At 40.1% G+C, this 15,503-nt stretch carries 18 protein-coding genes; 4 read left to right on the forward strand and 14 right to left on the reverse strand.

Annotated features, from left to right (window positions below):
* From RCC89_05225 to RCC89_05285, 13 genes are all read right to left on the reverse strand, one after another.
* A complete protein-coding gene (locus tag RCC89_05225) occupies positions 1-897 on the reverse strand; it encodes an LD-carboxypeptidase (GenBank protein WMJ72564.1) in 897 nt (298 codons plus the stop codon).
* 208 nt (positions 898-1,105) lie between these two features.
* Positions 1,106-1,663: an OmpH family outer membrane protein gene (locus RCC89_05230; protein ID WMJ72565.1), complete on the reverse strand. Its 558-nt coding sequence runs from the start codon at positions 1,661-1,663 to the stop codon at positions 1,106-1,108.
* Between the two features lie 58 nt (positions 1,664-1,721).
* Entirely contained in the window at positions 1,722-2,264 is a 543-nt protein-coding gene (locus tag RCC89_05235; protein ID WMJ72566.1) for an OmpH family outer membrane protein, read from the reverse strand.
* A gap of 16 nt (positions 2,265-2,280) precedes the next feature.
* Positions 2,281-4,848, reverse strand: coding sequence for an outer membrane protein assembly factor BamA (gene bamA, locus RCC89_05240; GenBank protein WMJ72567.1), 2,568 nt, complete (start codon positions 4,846-4,848; stop codon positions 2,281-2,283).
* Complete coding sequence (locus RCC89_05245; protein WMJ72568.1) at positions 4,848-5,597, reverse strand: isoprenyl transferase; 750 nt, start codon at positions 5,595-5,597, stop codon at positions 4,848-4,850. The genes bamA and RCC89_05245 overlap by 1 nt, the downstream gene beginning before the upstream one ends.
* 60 nt (positions 5,598-5,657) lie before the next feature.
* Positions 5,658-6,359, reverse strand: a complete 702-nt coding sequence (locus RCC89_05250; protein WMJ72569.1) for a DUF6089 family protein — start codon at positions 6,357-6,359, stop codon at positions 5,658-5,660.
* A gap of 29 nt (positions 6,360-6,388) precedes the next feature.
* Positions 6,389-7,285: a DUF6089 family protein gene (locus RCC89_05255; GenBank protein ID WMJ72570.1), complete on the reverse strand. Its 897-nt coding sequence runs from the start codon at positions 7,283-7,285 to the stop codon at positions 6,389-6,391.
* A 177-nt stretch (positions 7,286-7,462) separates the two neighbouring features.
* Complete coding sequence (locus tag RCC89_05260) at positions 7,463-8,341, reverse strand: NAD kinase (GenBank protein WMJ72571.1); 879 nt, start codon at positions 8,339-8,341, stop codon at positions 7,463-7,465.
* Between the two features lie 14 nt (positions 8,342-8,355).
* Positions 8,356-9,021 (reverse strand): CBS domain-containing protein, encoded by a 666-nt coding sequence (locus RCC89_05265; protein ID WMJ72572.1) that lies wholly within the window; start codon positions 9,019-9,021, stop codon positions 8,356-8,358.
* A complete protein-coding gene (locus tag RCC89_05270; protein WMJ72573.1) occupies positions 9,018-9,785 on the reverse strand; it encodes an alpha/beta hydrolase in 768 nt (255 codons plus the stop codon). Before RCC89_05270 ends, RCC89_05265 begins: the two co-directional genes overlap by 4 nt.
* A gap of 54 nt (positions 9,786-9,839) precedes the next feature.
* Positions 9,840-10,421: an aminodeoxychorismate/anthranilate synthase component II gene (locus tag RCC89_05275; protein ID WMJ72574.1), complete on the reverse strand. Its 582-nt coding sequence runs from the start codon at positions 10,419-10,421 to the stop codon at positions 9,840-9,842.
* Positions 10,418-10,939 carry a CvpA family protein gene (locus tag RCC89_05280; GenBank protein ID WMJ72575.1) on the reverse strand — a complete coding sequence of 174 codons (522 nt, stop codon included), beginning with the start codon at positions 10,937-10,939 and terminating at the stop codon, positions 10,418-10,420. The genes RCC89_05275 and RCC89_05280 overlap by 4 nt, the downstream gene beginning before the upstream one ends.
* A complete protein-coding gene (locus RCC89_05285; protein WMJ72576.1) occupies positions 10,926-11,393 on the reverse strand; it encodes a GatB/YqeY domain-containing protein in 468 nt (155 codons plus the stop codon). Before RCC89_05285 ends, RCC89_05280 begins: the two co-directional genes overlap by 14 nt.
* A gap of 68 nt (positions 11,394-11,461) precedes the next feature.
* On the opposite strand from RCC89_05285, the gene RCC89_05290 reads away from it, so the two are divergent.
* The gene (locus RCC89_05290) at positions 11,462-12,175 is read left to right on the forward strand and encodes a pyridoxine 5'-phosphate synthase (protein ID WMJ72577.1); all 714 of its coding nucleotides are present in this window, start codon (positions 11,462-11,464) and stop codon (positions 12,173-12,175) included.
* Positions 12,172-12,930 (forward strand): alpha/beta fold hydrolase, encoded by a 759-nt coding sequence (locus RCC89_05295; GenBank protein ID WMJ72578.1) that lies wholly within the window; start codon positions 12,172-12,174, stop codon positions 12,928-12,930. The genes RCC89_05290 and RCC89_05295 overlap by 4 nt, the downstream gene beginning before the upstream one ends.
* Here RCC89_05295 and RCC89_05300 read toward each other — a convergent pair.
* Complete coding sequence (locus RCC89_05300; protein ID WMJ72579.1) at positions 12,927-13,154, reverse strand: DUF2905 domain-containing protein; 228 nt, start codon at positions 13,152-13,154, stop codon at positions 12,927-12,929. The two genes, RCC89_05295 and RCC89_05300, sit on opposite strands and share 4 nt — an antisense overlap.
* Before the next feature lie 57 nt (positions 13,155-13,211).
* On the opposite strand from RCC89_05300, the gene RCC89_05305 reads away from it, so the two are divergent.
* On the forward strand, positions 13,212-13,895 hold the full coding sequence (locus tag RCC89_05305; protein ID WMJ72580.1) for an SAM-dependent methyltransferase: 684 nt from the start codon (positions 13,212-13,214) through the stop codon (positions 13,893-13,895).
* A 301-nt stretch (positions 13,896-14,196) separates the two neighbouring features.
* Entirely contained in the window at positions 14,197-15,465 is a 1,269-nt protein-coding gene (metK, locus tag RCC89_05310) for a methionine adenosyltransferase (GenBank protein WMJ72581.1), read from the forward strand.
* Positions 15,466-15,503 lie beyond the last annotated feature (38 nt).

The raw sequence follows: 15,503 nt of genomic DNA on the forward strand, positions 1-15,503 counted from the left end.
TTAAAAGGCTATTGTTGCGTAAGTTTCAGACACTTTTAATGCCGCACTTTTACCAATAGCCAGCGTATAATTTTCAGGCTCATGTCCAGCCGGGAAACCATAGCAGACTGGGTAGGCATATTCGCTTACGTGGTCTGCTATTATTTCATAAGCCGTTTTGCCAAAGGGGATGTCCCCGTCTTTCATATCGGAAAAGTGCCCAACTATTAATCCCGCTAAATTACTAAGTTTTCCTGAGCGCTTAAGCATCACCATCATTCTGTCTAGCTGGTACATATATTCGTCAATATCTTCGAGAAATAGGATTTTGCCCGCAGTGTCAGGTTCTGAAGATGTGCCCGTGAGGGTGCAAAGTATCGAAAGGTTACCGCCAATCAATCGAGCCTCTGCAACCCCTTCTCGGTTTAATTTATGCCCCGCGATCTCGTAACTAAGTTTTTCTCCAAATAGTGCTTGGCGTAAATATGCCAGCGATTCGCTTGTAGTTCTATGGGCAAAAAGTACGGGCATGGGTGCATGCAGTGATGGAATTTGCCATTGGGCAATATGGTTGAGTAACACCGTGACGTCGCTAAACCCTGCAATCCATTTCGGAGATGCTCTAAATTTCGAAAAGTCAACTTTGTCTATAATTCTACTTGTGCCATAACCTCCGCGCGCACATAAGATGGCCTTTATTTCAGGATTGTCCAAGGCATGCTGTAAGTCTTGCAGCCTTTCTGCATCTGTGCCTGCAAATTGGTTATCTTGTGATAGCGTGTTTTCGCCAAGTATAACCTCAAGCCCCCAAGATTTGATGGTTTCTATACCAGGGGCAAGCTCTTCGAATTCAAATTTCTTGGCGGTTGCTACTATCGCTATTTTGTCTCCTTGTTTTAGGTAATCGGGATTATGCATAATAAGGGCTTTATTTGCTTTTTTGATTGGGTAATATACTAAAAATAGTAAAAACTAGCCTGAGACATTTAAACCCGAGTTATGCGGTAGTGTTTTACCTTTTAGCGATCATGAGATTGGCCAACCTGACTTTTATATCGAGATTTTGGAGAAAAAAAAGAGCCTTGACAGTCAAGGCTCTTGTACACTCTTTTAATATTCTCTTAGATTATTTCTCTATTGATGGAGACGAAGTAGGGGCTGAAGCTCCTGGGGCGTTAACACCTAGTTCTTTAAGTACAAGTTCAGACACATCGTCCTCTTTGTTTTGTGCATAAAGTACAGCGCCTTCACCGCTAAGGATATAAGCATATCCTTTATCTTTTCCTACTTTGTTGATAGCGTCCTGAATTCTGTCAAGAACCGGATCGGTAAGCTGTGCGTGTTTCTTTTGTAGGTCTTGCTGAGCTTTGTTTTCAAATTCTCTGATAGACATTTGTAACTGCTGCAACTCTCTTTCTTTAGTTTGCTTTACACTTTCAGCCATCGTGTTGGCACCAGCCTGGTAAGCTTCAAGTTTCTTTTCGAACTCATCATACTTTTCTTTCAAATGGTCTTGAAGTTTCTTTTCATAAGTCTGCAGATCGTTTTTTATCTGTTCAGATTCTGGCATTTTTTCAAATACATATTCTAAGCTGGTGTATCCAATTCTGATATCCTGTGCATTTACTGCCAGGCTTCCAGTCAGAAAAAAGAGTGTCAGGAATAGAAAGGCTTTAGTTCTCATTTTTTTGTATTTATTACTTTGGTTAAAAACAATATGGCAATTTAATTAATTCCTTGGTTTATTTATTATTTTCGAGATAATCATCTTTGTCTCCGAGCCCAAGTTCTTCCAAAACATAGTCTGTATAATCATGGACAGGGTTTGTATAAATCATTATCAAAGCGCCAGATCGGTCAAAAACAAAGGAAAGTTTCTTTTTCTTTGCAACTTTTTCGACTGCCTCATATACTAAGTCTTGAACAGGTTTGATTAGTTCCTGTCTTTTTAAAAAAACTAACCCTTCAAATCCGAAAACTTTTTTTTGCCGGTCTTTTACCGCTTTTTCTTTGGCGGCGATTTCTGCCAACCTTTCCTTTTTCATTTCCTCAGTTAGAAGGACTTCTTCGGATTGATATCCTTTTACCATCTTTTCATGTTCGGACTTCAAATCCTCTATTTCCTTCTGCCATTTGGACGAAAGTTCATTGAGCTCTTTTTCTGCCTCTTTATATTCAGGCATTTTTTTCAGTATAAAGTCTGAATCAATATACCCGAATTTCTGCGCATAGCTTGTATTTGACAAAGCTGTCAAGAAGAGTGCCAGAATTAAGATTTTCCTCATCTGAAACATTATTTTTTTATCTAATCTGCTGTCCAATAGTAAATGTTACTTGCGAACGGTCGGTCGTTCTGTCTTGACCAGGCAGATTGTCTAAACGATAACCCCAGTCAAGTCCGATCATACCAAAGGCAGGCATAAATATTCTTGCGCCCACACCAGCAGCACGGTACACATTGAACGGGTTAAAGTTATTAAAATTGTTCCAGGTATTACCTGCTTCAAGGAAACCTACACCAAATAGTGAAAATGCAGGGCTCAAGTTGATCGGATATCTAAGTTCTGCCACATATTTGGCAAACATAGTACCACCTGCATCTCTTGGAACAGGACCGTCAGGAAGTTCTGGCAATACTTGGTTGTTTGGATATCCTCTTAGTCCGATAATGTCTGAACCTAATAGGAAGTTGAAACCAGATAGACCATCACCACCCATTACAAACCTTTCAAAAGGAGCAATACCTGCACTTCTGCTATAGCCGCCGATAAATCCAAAGTGCGCTCTCATGTTTAGTACTAGGTTTCTTTTCTGTCCTGGTATTAGTGTGGTAAACCAAGAGTTGTCCATAATCCATTTATGATACTCTACCCACCTGTATCTGTCTTCAGGAAGTATAGACTCATCATGATAGTTTATGTTCCTGAATAGCGAGTAAGGCGGTGTTACTGCTACCTGTAGGGATATATTAGACCCCGATGTCGGGAATGTAAAATCGTTTACACTGTTTCGTGCGATGGTAGTCGTAAAGGTAAAGTTATTCGCGACACCATCAGAGAATCCTAACTGAGCAGACTGATAATTACTTAAACGGTACTGCAATAAAGTAATTGAGTTGTTTAATGTAAAGAAGTCATCAGGCCAGGTAAGGCGTTTCCCAAGACCAATGGTTGCACTGGACACATCAAGGAAACCTGTTGCCCTTCTGGTTTCGGGGTCGATGGTGTTCATCCTAGACTTGCTCAAGCTTATGTTCAAAGATTGAGGTCGTTTACCTCCCAACCAAGGTTCTGTAAATGACAGAGAGTATGTTTGGAACTGTCTACCACTGGCCTGAACCCTAAGCGCCAAACGCTGCCCATCTCCAGAAGGTAGCGGGTTCCATGTTTTAAAGTTGGTGATGTTTCTCATAGAGAAGTTGTTGAACACCAAACCTACGGTACCTACAGGACCAAACCAGCCACCCCAACCACCAGAGAGTTCTATCTGGTCGCTTGGTTTCTCTACTACATGGTAGTTGATGTCTACCGTACCATCTGCCGGATTAGGCACTGGGACAATGTTTAGCTGTTCTGGGTCAAAGTATCCTAGCTGTGAAAGTTCTCGTTGCGAACGGATAAGGTCCGACCTACTAAATTTCTGTCCTGGCAATGTTCGGACTTCCCTTAAAATAACATGGTCATGTGTTTTGGTATTTCCTGACACAGTTACATTTTTAATTGTAGCCTGCTGTCCTTCGTATACCCGCATCTCTATATCTATGGAGTCGTTTTCTACTCTTACTTCAACAGGTTCTGCATGGAAAAACAGGTAGCCGTCGTCCAAGTAGAGAGAGCTCACGTCCCAGCCGTCTGGGTTATACGATAGTCTTCTTTGAAGTTTTTGGAAGTTATAGACATCACCTTTTCTGATGTTCAGGATCGTGTCAAGAACACTGCTAGGGTGGATGAAGTTACCTGTCCAGGTAATGTTTCTAAAGTAGTACTTGTTACCTTCCTCAATGTTAATGTCAATATTTAGCCTGTTTTCTTCTACTAAATATATCGAGTCAGACACGATCTGGGCATCGCGATATCCGAGGGTGTTATAATACTCTATGATCCTCTCTTTATCCGCCTCGTACTCGTTCTTTATTAATTTAGAAGAAGAGAAGATGTTTCTAAGGTTTCTCTCTTTCGTTTTTTTCATTTGGCGTCTCAGTTTTCTGTCTGAAAGCTGATCAGGGTCAGAAACATTGCCATGAAAGTTTATCGAATTGATTTTTACCCTTTGTTTCCTGTCGACGTTAACGGTTAGCACGACATTATTGGGTAGGAGTGAATCTTTTTTCTGAACGATATTTACGTCGGCGTTAAAGTATCCTTTTTCAACATAAAAGTTTCTTACTTTTCTACGGGAGTTTTTGATCATGGCGTCGGTTACAATGGCACCGGTGCGCAATCCCATCTTCTCTTTTAAGTCGTCGTGGTCTGCTTTTTTTACGCCTGTAATTTCTATCCTAGAAAGTCGTGGTCTTTCTTTAAGGTGGAAGTTTAGGAAAATTTTGTTGCCTTCAATTCTGGTGGCATTTACCTCTACATCCCCGATTAGTTTCTGATCCCAAAGCTTTCGGATGGCATTACTGAGTTCTTCGCCAGGTACCTGTATCACGTCGCCCTCTCTCAATCCTATAATAGACATGAGTGCGTTGTGGTCTAGGTACTCTATTCCTGAGAAGGTGATTTCGCCAATGGCATACTCTTCAGGATTGGTATAGCTCAAGTTTAAGTCTTTGTTGGACTTTCTTTTGTTAAACCTGATTTGGGCATCGGAAGAATAAAAACTAAAGAAAAAGCCTAGAATCAGTGTTATAGATAATATTTGTCTCATTAAGAATTTGAATTCAATTGTTCGCTGGTTTTGCCGAACCGTCTTTCTCTATTCTGGTAGTCAATAATAGCTTCATATAGGTTTTCTCTTCTGAAGTCCGGCCAAAGGACATCAGTTATATGAAACTCTGCATAGGCGAGTTGCCACAGCAGAAAATTGCTAATCCTGTTTTCGCCACTTGTGCGAATCATTAATTCTGGATCGGGAACCTTGCTTGTATTCAGATAGTTAGTAAAAATTTCTTCATTTATATCTTCCGGGTTTATTTTGTTCTTTTTTACATCGAGTGCAAGCTTTTTTGCAGCATTGGCAATTTCCCACCGGCCACTATAACTCAGTGCAAGGATCAAGTTGAGACGGGTGTTGTTTTTTGTTTCTTCCATACCCTCGTTCAACTCTTGCTTACACTTTTCAGGCAACTCCTCTGTATTACCGATCGTAAGTAACCTGATATTGTTTTTGGAGAGTGTTTTTATTTCTCCGCCTATGGTAGAAACCAGTAGCCCCATTAAGGCATTGACTTCGTCTTTGGGCCTATTCCAGTTTTCTGTAGAAAAAGCGTAAAGCGTCAAATACTCAATACCGAGCTCTGCACAAGCTTCTGTTACATCACGTACAGACTCAACAGCATTTGTATGTCCAAAAATTCGTTCTGCACCTCTTTTTTTTGCCCAACGTCCATTTCCGTCCATTATAATGGCAATATGGCGTGGTAACTTTTTCGGATCAATCTGATCTTTTAAACTCATGTAGAAGAATCAAAAATTTTAAAAAGCAAATCTACAAAAGCATATTGCTAAATTAAAAAATCAATACACATTATTTTTTCGCTGGAATTCAGGGCAAGCTATGCCGTAGAATGTGTAGCTTATGGAAAAGCCGGTATAGTAGTACCAGTCATTAAGATGTGGATTGGCTAACTGTTTGCTGTACCCATCAGCGTAAGTGTCTGATATGTTGTCTAAATAGTCGGTAAATGTTTTACGGGCTACAAACTCGGCATTCAAATTGACTGTTTTTGTTAACTTATACTTAATGCCGATACCAATAGGGATAGAAGGGTTTACGGCTCCTCCACGTATGGCTGTTCCCGGATAGGCACGTTGATAATTGAATATCGCAAGACCTGCGGTAAGATAAGGGGCAAACCTTCTTCTGTCCTTGTATCGCCTGAAGTCCAAAAAGTTGTACTCGGCCATTATAGCCGCTTCAGTGATGTTGTTGTGAAACTCACCGTCACGTGCTGCAGGCACAGGATCTTGGGCGCCTTCGTCAGAGCCTTTTATCCTTCCAGTCATAATGGAACCTCTTAAGGTAAAAACCGGGCTGAAGTTGCGTCTGTAAAATACCATGCCACCTGGACGGTAATTGAGCACGTCAAAACGTGGTGCATACTCTCCTGTATAATTTAATGCACCTAAACTAATTCCTATTTCATTTTTTTGCCCGTTTGCGCTAAAGGCTATTAAGGCAAAAAAAATAGGAAGAATGAACTTTCCTATTTTTTTCATATGTGCTAAACGTAAGTATTAAAATATTGTTATCTAAAGTTTGGACATATTATTCGGTTTGGAATAATATATGTCAAATGAAAACCTGTTACTATATACATGTCCCTTCTTCCATTCCCTCTTTGATCGCCAGGCATCCCATACCCGTTGACAGAACCATAGACATTGCCGGTTTGTGTCTCTTGGAATACCAAACCTCCCTGTTGTTCCATTATCTGCCTTTGCAACTGTGGGTCTTCAGCCAAACTGTATATTGATCTATCAGCCATAGTAGCGGCTAATTCACCTCTGTGCTGCTCTATTAGGTCTCTGTCTGCATATACCCCGCTTACATCATCCAGGTAGTTTGTAAAGGTAAAGCGCCATCCTATTTCAAAGCCTAAGTCCCAGTTTTCACTAAGCTTATACCTTACCCCGATTCCTAGCGGTATAGCAATCTGGTGCAAAGAGTATGGGGCTTGGTCGACTCCTGGCACCCCTTGTCCTTCTGTACTGAGTGGTCTTAGGTCTACCCAATCGCCCGTTCTAGGGTCTGTGCCCTGTGGGTTGTGGTGGAAATAGGCCAGCCCCGCAAAAACATAAGGAATAAGGTTTGGTCTCTCCCTATAGTGTCCTCTGGTAGCTATAAGGTCAAAAACGACATCGGTTTTTATCTCAAATATATCATTTCTGAAGTTTAGGTTTCGCAACCTTCTTTCCAGGTCTCTTTCTGGATTGGCATAAGCATCGCTTCCTGTTATGCGCCCATAGGAGATATTTCCTCTAAAAGAAAACCTCGATCCGTGTCTATACGTATAAGAAATACCGATATTTGGTCTTGTAAATCTTAGAGAAGACCCGATAAAGCTGGGGCCTGGGTCTAGCTCGCCAGTATAGCTCATGGCATTGATATTTGCCCCTATGCTGTAATACCTGTTCCTTTTCATATAATCCTGACCCTGGGATTCTGAAAAGTTTAACAGAAAGTATATTAGTAATACTATCCTGAATGGGTTTTTCATAGATTTTTTTTACACCTTCCTTTTGTAGGGTGGTTAGGAAACGAAAATATGCAGAAACTCTGCTATTTTACAGGACTACAAAAATAAATTTACGAAAATTATTTAATTTCTCATGTCCAAGCCCCAGTTTAATTTGCTGCGAAGGGTTTCTAGGTAGTTATAGTTGTCTAGTTGTACCAGCTTGGCTTTAAACCTACATTTTCTTACTGATAGTTTGGTGCTTACCGGAACACTTTTTGATCGTGAGTCAAGAGAGATTAAAAACTTTTTATTTCTGGACTCAATTTCAAATGATATAACGCTGTCATCAGAGACTACCATAGGCCTGACATTGAGGTTGTGAGGGCTTACTGGCGATATGATAAAATTGTTTGATTTGGGCATGACCAAGGGGCCGCCACAGCTAAGGTTGTAGCCTGTAGAGCCTGTTGGAGTTGATATAATCAATCCATCTGCCCAATAAGAATTGAGATAGTCGCCGTCTATGTAGGTATGGACCACAATCATAGACGAAGTGTCTCTTTTTAAGATGGTAAATTCGTTTAGACCAAAGTTTACTCCATCAAAAAATCCTTCTCCTTCATCCAGCTCGATAAGGGTTCTTTCATTGATCGTAAAGTCTTTGTTAAAGATAGCTTCTACGGCAGAGTTGATGTTTTCTTTGGGGGTTGTGGCCAAAAAGCCTAGCCTTCCTGTATTAATTCCCAGAATAGGGATGTTTTTAGGGCCGACATAAGTAACCGATTCCAGTAAAGTGCCATCGCCTCCAATACTAAGCACAAAATCTGGTTTTTTAAACTCTTCTCTTGTACAATAAGTCCCTACTTCCGGTAGTGAAATACCTTTTTTTAGCAGAGAGTTATAAAATGGTTGGAAAACTTCCACCTTGCAACTTCTTCCTGCAAGGAGGTTAAAAAGGTTTTGAAGTTCAGAAAGAGATTTACTATCTGTTAAAGGCCTTCCATGTATGGCAAGAATCATGGCAGAATTAAGAGTTAAATATTCAGGTATCGAAAAAGTAGATCCAGTCGCTCTTTATCGTTGTTCATAAAGTCAGACTCTTGAAAATGCGCTACAATGGCATACTGGTATCTTTCAAGTGTAGCAATAACCCTAGAAAGGTCTTCTTTGTTTAACTTAAGGGTAAGTTTGAGCAAGTCAGGTTCATTCTCATCATCCATTACAAAGGCGCTCAATATTTTGACGCCATTCTCTTCTACCAGTCTGCTTATTTCGGCAAGGGAATAGTCTCTTTGCCTCACGGCCAGTACCAATATGCCACCAGGGCTTTGGCTGGCAAAAAGCTGTGCAGTCGCAGATGCTGTATCATTAATTGAAATGATACCTAAAAACTTTTTATCATCATCTACTACGGCAAGCAGTTGCAGTTTATGCTGACCTGCCAATTTAATTAATTCATAAAAGTGGGCTTGTGGTGTGGCATATACCTCTTCATGTTGAAGAGGATATTCCGACAAAGGTTTTTCTGAATCGTTGGCTCCCAGAAGCGTTTCTTCCGATATGATACCCTTATAAGTGCCATTGTCGACCAATACTAGCTGTTCGACTCGGAACTCTTTCATCCAGTTAAGAGCCATCGCAGTAGTATCGGATGGCTTTAATGGTGGCATCATATGGTTGATAAGTTCTTCTGCTGTCATGCCATAACTTTATCTTCCAGAAATTCGATTAATATTTGGTTAAATGTTTCCGGATGCTCCATCATGGGAGCGTGTCCGCATTTGTCAATAAATCTTAAAATAGAGCCTTCTATGAGCCTGTTAAACTCATGTGCGACCATTGGCGGCGTAATGGTATCATTAAGCCCCCATATAAGTAAAGTCGGAACTTTAATTTTAGTTATTTCTTTCGCCATATTATGTCTTTGTGCAGACTTTGCAATGGCTATAATTCTCATGCACTTCGGAATGCTGCTGATGATATTAAAAACTTCATCAACTAGTTCTTTAGTCGCGCTTTCCGGTTTATAGAAAGTATATTCGACCCTTTCCTTGATGTAGGTATAACTTCCCCTTTTCGGGAAAGAGCCGCCCATAGAGTTTTCAAATAAACCTGAGCTGCCTGTAAGCACTAGTTTTTTAACCTTGCGTTCATTTCTGAGTGTATATATGAGTCCTACATGACCACCCAAAGAATTGCCCAGCAGGGTCATATTGTCAAGTTTCATTTCTTCCACAAAACCTTCAATAAAACTAACTAAACCATCTACACTGGCAGATTTTATTGGTGTTTCATATATGGGCATTACCGGAATTATAACCCTATACTTATTTGAGAAGCAATTGATAACACTTTCCCAGTTGCTTAGGGCGCCAAACAGTCCATGCAAAAGCAGCATGACTTCCCCTTCTCCTTCATCTATATACCGGAATCCGTTACGATTTTTAATATCCCAGTTTTGCATTAAAAAAAAGATTTAATAAACAATATAACAAACGTGTAATAGTATGACAAAGTTTTATTCACAAAGCTCCAGGTTTTGGGTTATGGTCAGCCAATTTTTCAAAATTTCCTTTCCATATTCCGTCATCACTGCTTCAGGATGGAACTGTATCCCATATACTGGAAGCGATTTATGTTTAATGGCCATTACTTCTTTTCCAGCTCTTGCTAATACCTTTATATGCGATGATAAAGATGAAACTATTAAAGAATGATAGCGAACGACCTTAAAATTACGTGGAATATTAACAAAAAGCGGGTCTTTCTCACAAAAAATTTCTGATAATTTTCCGTGCATGGGTTTGATAGCATGTGATAGTGTGGCTCCAAAGTATTGACTTATAGCCTGATGCCCTAGGCATATGCCTAAAATAGGGAGTCTCGGCATGAGTAAGTTTAAGTAGTCCATAAGGTAGCCTGCGTCATTGGGTTTTCCTGGTCCGGGCGAAATCACTACACCCTTATATTGTGAGATCCTACTTTCTATTTCTTCGGGCCTGGTTGTGTTTCTGCACACTTTTACCTCTGCCCCTGCCTGAAGCAAGTAATCTTTTAGATTATGTGTAAATGAGTCGAAATTGTCTATAAGAAGAATCATACTTTTTTAAAATACTCCTGTATGACAGGAAAAACATCTTCAAATGGAACAATCTCTGTTAAATAGTGTACTGTGCCAGGCGCAAAATTTACTATTGGCATATATAAGCTACTTTCCTGTGTATATGCCTTCATGCTTATTACCTCACTGCTATTTATCAACCATAAAACCAAACTTACTATAAAGGCCATTCGCGCTGCTCCAAATAAGGCACCAGCTAAACTGTCTACATGGCCTAGAAGTGTCAGGTCTAAAATTTTTTTAAGGATCTTTCCTATTAAATGAAGCCCTATAAGAACGACTACAAAAATTAATAGGAAAGAGAAAAATACTAAAAGTATGGAGTCTGGCAGGTGCTCTTTCAGCAAGTTGATCCCATGGTTCAGGAGCTTAAAAGCAGCAACAATAGCCGCAACTAGTGCGAAGAAAGAAATAATCTCCCGCAAGAAACCTTTTCGGTAGCCTTGGTAGGCTCCTAATAAGAGTAATACAATTAATATAATATCAATTGCCTTCACCTGCTTTTTTTAGCATTGATTTTACAATAAAAGAAATAATTTTCCCATCCGCTTGGCCGGCCAGTTCTTTAGTGGCTGTACCCATTACTTTGCCCATATCCTGTGGTCCTTGTGCGCCAGTGTCTTTGATTATCTGTTGCACCTTTTCAGCTATTTCTTCTTCAGAAAGTTGCTTTGGAAGGTACTCTTCTATAACGTTAAGTTCCGCAGTTTCTATATCCTGAAGGTCTTTGCGCCCTTGTTGTTCATATAGCTCTGCAGATTCTCTTCTTTGTTTAGCCGCTTTGGTCAACAGCTTGATTTCTGCATCTTGAGAAAGCCCGCCTTGGTTCCCTTTTTCAGACTCTGCAAGCAATATCAGCGACTTAACACTTCTTAGCGCCCTTAGCCTATTTTTGTCTTTATTGAGCATGGCTTGCTTTATGTCAGCCTCTATTCTTTCTTTAAGACTCATATAAAATTACTTTTAATATTCAATTATATTAAATTGCAGGCAAAGTTAATAAATAATTATTCAAACGGATGACAAGATTAAGTGTCAATATCAATAAAATTGCAACACTACGCAATGCCAGGGGGGGCAACAACCCTGATGTATTAAAAACTGCCTTGGATTGCGAAAGATTTGGAGCGCAAGGAATAACTGTACACCCTCGCCCCGATGAAAGGCATATAAGGTATGAAGATGCTAGGGTTTTAAAGAAGCATATAAGTACTGAATTAAATATTGAAGGGAACCCTGAGGGGAAATTTATTGAACTGGTGGAAGAAGTGAAGCCCGCCCAGGTAACTTTAGTGCCTGACCCACCTGGAGCTATTACTTCTAATGCTGGCTGGGATACTATTAAACATCAGGATTTTCTTAAAGATATGATAAACAGCTTTAAAGGTCTGGGAGTAAGGGTGTCTGTGTTTGTTGATCCTGATTCGAAAATGGTGGAAGGCGCTGCCAATGCAGGGGCTGACAGGGTAGAATTTTACACAGAACCTTATGCTAGTGCTTACCTTAAGGATCCTGAAGCTGCGGTTGCACCATATATAAAAGCGGCGCAAGTGGCTGTAGAACTTGGGCTGGAAATCAATGCCGGCCATGATCTGGATTTGAAAAATTTAAAATTTTTGGTGCAGAAAATACCTTCTATAAGTGAGGTCTCTATTGGGCATTCACTGATATGTGATGCGCTTTATTTTGGTTTGGAAAATACTATTCAATTATATTTAAGACAGTTGAAATGAAATTATTTTACAGAGAGCTTGGGCAAGGGGAGCCATTGATTATTTTACATGGTGTGTTCGGATCGTCTGACAATTGGCTTACCCCAGCCAAATTATTGGAAGATGATTATAAAGTGTATTTGCTAGATGCCAGGAATCATGGACAGTCGCCGCATAGTGATGAGTTTACATATGATGCCATGGCTGATGACCTTATGGAAATGATTCAGGAGCTTGGGCTTGAGAACCCTTTGGTAATGGGGCATTCTATGGGGGGGAAGGTGGTAATGAAGTTTGCCATAAAATATCCTGACGCTTTTAAAAAACTTGTGGTTGTAGATATTGCTCCTAAATACTACCCGGTCCACCACAATCAGATACTCGAAGGGCTTAACGCTATCAAGCCAGAAAACATCAGTGGGCGAAATGAGGCCGATAAAATCCTGTCAGAATATGTGCCGGAGTTGCCCGTAAGACAGTTTTTGTTAAAGAACCTTTACCGGAATGATGAAAATAAATATGCTTGGCGCATAAACCTTCCGGTTGTTACTGAAAAGATTGAGCAAATTGGGGAAGCTTTGCCTGAAGATGCGTCTGTCGAAAAACCGGTGCTATTTATTAGAGGGGCAAACTCTCGATATATAAAGGATGAGGACAAACCTTTAATAGAAAGTATATTCAAAAAAGCTTCGCTGGAAACCATAGAAGGCGCTGGGCACTGGGTACATGCAGAAAAGCCGTCAGCATTTATAAAAGTGGTTAAGGACTTTTTCTAAAAAAAGCGCCTTATAATGTAAAGACCGAGAGAAAGCAATATACTTAGTACAATGCTGGTGGCAATAGGGATATAAACAGTCCAGTTTCTGCCCCTAAAAGATAGGTCGCCTGGAAGCTTGCCGAAAAACGGGATTTTGCCTGCAAATACTATGATTAGCCCGAATATCATTAAAACGGCTCCTGAAATAATCAATAATTTGCCGATACCGCTGAATTGTTCCATGAATTAAAGTATAAGAAATTGACCCAAAATAAAGGAAAAATTTATTTAATACCCACTTTGCTTTATCCCCAAACAGAAGATAAAGTACTTCCTGAATTTAATAAACAAATTATTAAAAGCTTAAGTTACCTTTTGGTAGAAAATGAGCGAAGTGCCAGAAGATTTATTAGTTCATTGCATTTAGGGATTGACATTTCATCGCTTCAGCTCTTTGTATTGGACAAAAATACCACTCTTGAAGAGGTCGCTACTTATTTTGATAAGATTCCTGACAATGAAGATATAGGTATTTTGTCAGAGGCTGGATGTCCAGGAATAGCAGATCCAGGTGCAGTGGCTGTTTTTCTTGCTCACAAGGAGCATAGGGAAGTTGTTCCTCTCGTGGGGCCTTCGTCTATTTTAATGGCATTGGTCGGCAGTGGGTTTAGCGGACAGGTATTTACTTTTCACGGGTACTTGCCGGTGAAAGCATATGAAAGGGGCAAAGTGCTTCGGCAACTTGAAAAAGAAACGTTGCAGAAGGGGGTTACTAATATATTTATGGAAACGCCTTATCGTAATGATGCCCTATTGTCGGATTTGCTTGATTGCTGTAATGGTGAGACATGGCTGTGCATTGCCAGTGAGATTTCAGCTCCAGGGCAAATGATTGTTAGCAGGAAACTCCGAGACTGGAAAAAGAACAAACCGGTTTTGCATAAAAAACCTACCGTTTTTCTTTTTGGCAAACCTCAGAGGTAAATGGTCAGGGGGCGATAGTCGTAATACTGTTTTGAGGGGGGGGCTTTGTGTAATGGTTTTAGCCTTTTGCCAGCTATGCTAGCCTTAATGCTAAATTTTGATTAAGAACTTTTCGAACTATTCTTTTCTTTACAGGTAGTGCTATAATATCGGAAGTTTATGGAAAGTAGTTGCGTATGTCTGGATTGTTTATGTCTCATGTTTGTAGGATAGGCTTTTCAGGAAGAAAAGGGAGGAAAGAAATGTTTTTATTTGTTTCAAATTACCATAAATTTGGTTTTCATTTTTAATTAAAACGAACATGTCATACTTATTTACTTCAGAATCAGTTTCCGAAGGACACCCTGATAAGGTAGCGGATCAAATTTCTGATGCTATACTTGATGCATATTTGAGTCAGGATCCTAACTCCAGGGTTGCATGTGAGACGTTAGTAACAACTGGGCTTACAGTTTTGGCCGGTGAAGTTACGAGCAAAGCAGTTGTGAATGTACAGGATATTGTAAGGGAAACCATCAAGAAAATTGGTTATACCAAGGCTGAATATATGTTTGAGGCTAATTCCTGTGGGATTATAAATGCACTACATAAACAATCTCCTGATATTGCAAGAGGGGTAGATGAAGGAGAAGACAAAGAGCAGGGAGCTGGTGACCAAGGTATGATGTTTGGCTACGCTACCAATGAAACAGAGGAATTCATGCCGATGGCTTTGGCTTATTCTCATAGAATATTGAAAAGGCTGGCAGAGATTCGCAAGGGTGGGGAGATTATGACTTATCTAAGACCTGATAGCAAATCTCAGGTGACTATAGAATATGATGACAATGGTAAGGCAAAAAGAATTCATACCATTGTGGTTTCTACTCAGCATGACGAGTTCAGTTCTGAAGAAACAATGCTTGACACGATCAAGTGTGATGTTATTAAAAATGTTATTTCAGAGGTCATTCCACCTGAACTGCTGGACGATAATACTATTTATCATATCAACCCTACTGGCAATTTTGTTATAGGAGGGCCACATGGGGATGCAGGCTTAACCGGTAGGAAGATTATTGTGGATACATATGGCGGAAAAGGGGCACATGGAGGAGGTGCTTTTTCTGGTAAAGATTCTTCTAAAGTTGACCGTAGCGCTGCCTATGCTGCGAGGCATATAGCCAAAAACTTGGTGGCGGCAGGAGTGGCCGATGAAGCGTTGGTTCAAGTAGCTTATGCTATAGGTGTTTCAAAACCTGTGTCGCTGACGGTAAATACTTATGGAACTTCTAAAGTTAAACTTACTGAAGGGCAGATCGCAGAAAAGCTAAAAGATATTTTTGACATGCGCCCGAAAGCTATAGTGGAGCGGTTGGGACTTAGAAATCCAATATTTTCTCCAACGGCAGCTTATGGCCACATGGGAAGGGAGTCGTTTGCTGGAGAGGTGGAAGTTAACTATGTAGAAACTTCAAATATAGATGGTGTAGAACAGGAGATAAGAAGAAAGCAAAAGAAAACGGTTGACTTCTTCACTTGGGAAAAGTTAGACTATAAGGATAAAATAAAATCTGAATTTGGGATATAAAAAAAGGGCTTTAAATAAGCCCTTTTTTTATATCCGGT

This window comes from Cytophagaceae bacterium ABcell3, from assembly GCA_030913385.1.
Lineage (GTDB): Bacteria > Bacteroidota > Bacteroidia > Cytophagales > Cytophagaceae > ABcell3.

What these genes read in the sequence shown, in the direction of transcription:
- bamA (WMJ72567.1), bottom strand. Translation starts at nt 4,848, where the DNA reads ATGAGACAAATATTATCTATAACACTGATTCTAGGCTTTTTCTTTAGT.
- RCC89_05230 (WMJ72565.1), bottom strand. Translation starts at nt 1,663, where the DNA reads ATGAGAACTAAAGCCTTTCTATTCCTGACACTCTTTTTTCTGACTGGA.
- RCC89_05250 (WMJ72569.1), bottom strand. Translation starts at nt 6,359, where the DNA reads ATGAAAAAAATAGGAAAGTTCATTCTTCCTATTTTTTTTGCCTTAATA.
- RCC89_05270 (WMJ72573.1), bottom strand. Translation starts at nt 9,785, where the DNA reads ATGCAAAACTGGGATATTAAAAATCGTAACGGATTCCGGTATATAGAT.
- metK (WMJ72581.1), top strand. Translation starts at nt 14,197, where the DNA reads ATGTCATACTTATTTACTTCAGAATCAGTTTCCGAAGGACACCCTGAT.
- RCC89_05290 (WMJ72577.1), top strand. Translation starts at nt 11,462, where the DNA reads ATGACAAGATTAAGTGTCAATATCAATAAAATTGCAACACTACGCAAT.
- RCC89_05255 (WMJ72570.1), bottom strand. Translation starts at nt 7,285, where the DNA reads ATGAAAAGGAACAGGTATTACAGCATAGGGGCAAATATCAATGCCATG.
- RCC89_05275 (WMJ72574.1), bottom strand. Translation starts at nt 10,421, where the DNA reads ATGATTCTTCTTATAGACAATTTCGACTCATTTACACATAATCTAAAA.
- RCC89_05265 (WMJ72572.1), bottom strand. Translation starts at nt 9,021, where the DNA reads ATGACAGCAGAAGAACTTATCAACCATATGATGCCACCATTAAAGCCA.
- RCC89_05235 (WMJ72566.1), bottom strand. Translation starts at nt 2,264, where the DNA reads ATGAGGAAAATCTTAATTCTGGCACTCTTCTTGACAGCTTTGTCAAAT.
- RCC89_05245 (WMJ72568.1), bottom strand. Translation starts at nt 5,597, where the DNA reads ATGAGTTTAAAAGATCAGATTGATCCGAAAAAGTTACCACGCCATATT.
- RCC89_05260 (WMJ72571.1), bottom strand. Translation starts at nt 8,341, where the DNA reads ATGATTCTTGCCATACATGGAAGGCCTTTAACAGATAGTAAATCTCTT.
- RCC89_05225 (WMJ72564.1), bottom strand. Translation starts at nt 897, where the DNA reads ATGCATAATCCCGATTACCTAAAACAAGGAGACAAAATAGCGATAGTA.
- RCC89_05285 (WMJ72576.1), bottom strand. Translation starts at nt 11,393, where the DNA reads ATGAGTCTTAAAGAAAGAATAGAGGCTGACATAAAGCAAGCCATGCTC.
- RCC89_05300 (WMJ72579.1), bottom strand. Translation starts at nt 13,154, where the DNA reads ATGGAACAATTCAGCGGTATCGGCAAATTATTGATTATTTCAGGAGCC.
- RCC89_05295 (WMJ72578.1), top strand. Translation starts at nt 12,172, where the DNA reads ATGAAATTATTTTACAGAGAGCTTGGGCAAGGGGAGCCATTGATTATT.